Origin of the sequence: Halomonas hibernica (assembly GCF_013183775.1) — a bacterium.
In the GTDB taxonomy this organism is placed as follows: domain Bacteria; phylum Pseudomonadota; class Gammaproteobacteria; order Pseudomonadales; family Halomonadaceae; genus Vreelandella; species Vreelandella citrativorans.
In genome coordinates this window covers 1-3,429 of sequence record NZ_VIFN01000031.1, presented here as the reverse complement: position 1 = coordinate 3,429, position 3,429 = coordinate 1, and the positions used below count along the sequence as shown (strand labels likewise).

Annotated in this window: 5 protein-coding genes and 1 pseudogene; 1 reads left to right on the top strand and 5 read right to left on the bottom strand. The window is 59.1% G+C overall.

The features are described 5' to 3' along the window. The 4 genes and pseudogenes from FKN99_RS17650 to FKN99_RS17630 form a co-directional block, all read right to left on the bottom strand. Positions 1-555: replication initiation protein (locus FKN99_RS17650; protein WP_216658162.1), on the bottom strand; the 555-nt coding region annotated here is incomplete at its 3' end. 412 nt (positions 556-967) lie between these two features. Beyond that, positions 968-1,429 carry an MbeB family mobilization protein gene (locus FKN99_RS18175; protein WP_172119094.1) on the bottom strand — a complete coding sequence of 154 codons (462 nt, stop codon included), beginning with the start codon at positions 1,427-1,429 and terminating at the stop codon, positions 968-970. A 322-nt stretch (positions 1,430-1,751) separates the two neighbouring features. Then, positions 1,752-2,201, bottom strand: a pseudogene (locus tag FKN99_RS18170) (relaxase/mobilization nuclease domain-containing protein); the annotation flags it as partial. Further along, positions 2,114-2,452 carry a MobC family plasmid mobilization relaxosome protein gene (locus FKN99_RS17630; protein ID WP_172119093.1) on the bottom strand — a complete coding sequence of 113 codons (339 nt, stop codon included), beginning with the start codon at positions 2,450-2,452 and terminating at the stop codon, positions 2,114-2,116. The gene FKN99_RS17630 and the pseudogene FKN99_RS18170, both read right to left, overlap by 88 nt. Before the next feature lie 356 nt (positions 2,453-2,808). On the opposite strand from FKN99_RS17630, the gene FKN99_RS17625 reads away from it, so the two are divergent. Beyond that, positions 2,809-3,009, top strand: a complete 201-nt coding sequence (locus FKN99_RS17625; protein WP_172119092.1) for a ribbon-helix-helix domain-containing protein — start codon at positions 2,809-2,811, stop codon at positions 3,007-3,009. Positions 3,010-3,051: 42 nt separating this feature from the next. Here FKN99_RS17625 and FKN99_RS17620 read toward each other — a convergent pair. Next, a partial coding sequence (locus FKN99_RS17620) for a primase C-terminal domain-containing protein (protein ID WP_172119091.1) occupies positions 3,052-3,429 on the bottom strand: 378 nt, incomplete at its 5' end.

Sequence of the window (3,429 nt, the reverse complement as noted above, 5' to 3'; positions counted from 1 at the left end):
GAGGCGCTTACGGCGGTCGCTGTAGGGGCTTAAATCAAGCCAGCTATCGAGGTCGCCCAGCTCGTAGAGCCGAGACTCCCATTCAGTGACGCGCCAATGGGGGTGGAGCGGGTTCTTGCAGATCAGGCCGGCATAACCGGGATCAGCATCCAGAAGGGCCCTCAGGGCGCAATCTACGGCTGCTGCGTAGCGTAACGGTGCAGATTTTGCGTCTGGGGCCGTTCTGACAGGCACATCGAGCCCATAAATCAGGTGTGCGTGGCCGTTATCAGGGTTCTGGGCCACGATCGTGGGCGGTGGGGCTCCTCGATCGTACCAATCGAGCACAGCGCCGCTGCGGTCTACGTCGTAGACCAACCAATAGCGGCGATGGGGCTGATTTGGCTGAATATACCGGGCAGAGAGGGCCCGCTGCACGTCGCGGATGCGTAGCCCATCCCCTAGAACGTCCGTGTGGTATGGCTTCTGGGGGAGTCTCTGGCGAAAAAGCGCCAGATTTGTTGGGTTTGGGCCTTGGCAGGCAAGTGCTGGTTGGGTCACAATGTCCTCACTCACTGCGCCCCCATCCCGTTTCTCCGCCAAGATTCCCGGGTTGGGGGCGTGTTCTTTTACAGGCCCATTCCGTGGTCGTTGCCACGCTCTTTGGGACGCCTAACATACTGTTTTAACGCTTCCCGCCCTCTGGCGTCCAGCGCTTCACGCTCGCGTTCAATCCCTCGACCTGCTGAGCTAAGCGTAACACCTGCCCGCTCAACTGTTCTGTCCTGCTGTCTCTCGCTTCGCTCAAGGCCGTCACTTGCCCGCTTAAGCGCTTCACCTGCTCGCTCAAGGCCCGATTGTCCCGGCTGGTTGCCTCGAACATGGTTTGCAAGCTCTCGTAAGCGCTCTCCCACGCCTTTTGCTGCCTTTCGTAGTCGCTCTGTAGTTGCTCGAAGGCGCGCAATAGCTCGCGTTCCAAGTTGGTCATCTAGTACCCCTTCAGGATTCGATATTGGCCATTCTCGCCGTACCCCTTCGCGTCCCGGCTCGGGTCGTCGATCTCGGCGCACAGCCTGCTGCTGTCCCCGCATGTCGTCAGGTTGATATCCCCTCCCTGTTCGCTCAAACGGCTTATCGTGGCGTTCTGCTGGGTGATCGTGTCGATCTGGTGCTTGATGTACCAGCCCATCGTCCAAATGGCTCCGGCGCTCAGTAGCAACGTCACGATCACGGGAATGGCTACCGCCATCCAACTCCTGAGAGCGATCCGCTCTAAGTTCTGCGACTGGGCGCGGATGGCGTTTTTGGTTCTCTGCTCGCTTTCGCTCAACGCCGACAGTAAGGCGCTCTCGTGCTTCTCGAAGGCGCTCACTACGGCCTTCTCGGTACTCGCGGCCCGCTCTTTCGATCTCTCCTCGAAGGCTGTCGCCAACTTCGAAATCTCGCTCATACAGCTTTCCTCGCAGTCGCATAGGCTTGCCGCCTTCCGGGTCGGCAATGCTGATGCTGGTCTTGGTTTGGCGCGTCACTTCAAAACCTGCCCCCTCAAGGGCCGCCACCACTTCGGCGCGGTTTGTCACCTCGCCTTTTTCAGCCAACGCCAAAAGCCCATCAGTAACCTGGCGTTGTGCTTTTTCCTTATCTCGCGGCAAGTTAGCGGGGTACGTAAGGGCCCTCTGGTTAGCGGGGTCACTAGGGTCATGCAGGTTGTATTTGGCGTTCGTTAGGGTCTTCCAAGCATCAACCCGGGGGCGGTCAGCTCGGTCGTAGTAGGGCTGCAGGCGTCTCCCGGTGGTCAGCTCGGTATTCGGGATGACGAAGTTCAGCTCCAAGCGGTCTTTGTCGCGGTGCTCAACCCACAAACAGTCGTATTGATCAGCATCGAGGCCGGGCATCAGGGCCCTCTCAAAGCTGTCCATGATCTGACGCTTGTGGGCATCGGGAAGATCAGCCTCCGCAAACGACAGAACGCCGCTGGTGTAGGTCTTGGCATAGCTACTGGCGTCGATCAGTTCCCTTGTTTGCTCGGGGTCGCCTCGCAGCGTTTCAGCCCCCTCCCGGTTGCGGTCCTTGCCCAGCAGGTAATCGACCGGCCCAGAGCCACTACCAGCGCCTCTGGCGTGAAATTTCACTATCACCGGTACTGACCCCTTAACTCGGACAATTCGCGCTCTACGGCGCTCAGAGCGGCGATAACGGCCACCCTGTCCACTGCTCCCCATTCGCCGCTGTTCACTCGGCGGGCAATCTGGTTGATGTTATTCCCGATGCCCGCCAGTTGGCGCAATAGCGCCGGGTCTACGGGGTCAGGGCCCTTTGACTGCCGCACCCAGTCACCATCAGGGTTCAGGCACTGCTCGCGCATCCACTCGGCAAGCTGGGCCTTGGGGCAGCGCCATTTCAACGTCTCATGCTCCTCGGCAGAGACCCGAACCTTGATGATCTTCTCGCGCTTCGGTTTGGCGTCAGCCATAGCCGCCTCCTTGGTTTTCACATGGCCACCGCGCAGAGCGTGCCCGCTTCCAGCGGGTGCGATATGGGCGGTGGCTACGGGGGGTGTTGGGGGGCGGTAGCCCCCTGACCCAGCTCACAGAGGCCCAGACGAGCGAAGCGATTCAAAGGGCCCTCTGTGTATGCTGGCTTATGTCTGTAGAGTAGTCAACAAATGAGGGTGGATTCAAGATCAGTGGCCCTACGCTGACGCCTCGCTCTGCTCGTTGTCGGACACCACACCTCACGGATCAAAGATCCGTTTCGATGCGGATGTCAGGGGTGATAATATGCTAAGCTTTCATTTGTACTTACACACAAACACACATAGGTAGCTATATGAGCAACATTGGCGACCAGCTTAGGTTGGCGATACAGGAATCACAGGGAAAGGCAGGCAAAGGGGATAAACGTGTTCCAGTGGAAGTGCCGCCAGATATCCATGCAGCGTTGAAATCACTAGCTGCCCGGGAAGGCACCACCATGAGGGCCCTCACACTGGAGGGGCTGGCTCACATCTTTGATAAATACGACCGCTAAAACCCGACCCTGGCGGGCTGTTATCTGATATGGCTTCGAGTCTCAAATCTCACCAGACTTCTTGCGCCGATAGTACGTAGCTCTCGATATGCCCATACAGGCCCAAGGCTCGCGCTCGACCGCCGAGCCTTGGCGACGTACCTGACCAGACCGAACACCTCCCTTACGGCCTTGTGCGGCCTGCCACTGGCTAAACCCTGAGCTGGATAGGTTGCAGTGTGTCCACTTGGCCACACTGCGAGCGGTGGCCTTCACTTCGCTATCAGGGAGCGGTGCATCGAAGTCGTTGTAGGCGCGTGCGCGAGTCAGCACAGCCTCATACCACCGATCAGCATCCGGCCACCCCTGCCGTATCGCCTTGTAAGCCCACTGGCGCAGCTTTTCGAACAGGGTGCAGTTACGGCCTAGGCCGTAGTCTGG

What these genes read in the sequence shown, in the direction of transcription:
- FKN99_RS17630 (WP_172119093.1), bottom strand. Translation starts at nt 2,452, where the DNA reads ATGGCTGACGCCAAACCGAAGCGCGAGAAGATCATCAAGGTTCGGGTC.
- FKN99_RS17625 (WP_172119092.1), top strand. Translation starts at nt 2,809, where the DNA reads ATGAGCAACATTGGCGACCAGCTTAGGTTGGCGATACAGGAATCACAG.
- FKN99_RS18175 (WP_172119094.1), bottom strand. Translation starts at nt 1,429, where the DNA reads ATGAGCGAGATTTCGAAGTTGGCGACAGCCTTCGAGGAGAGATCGAAA.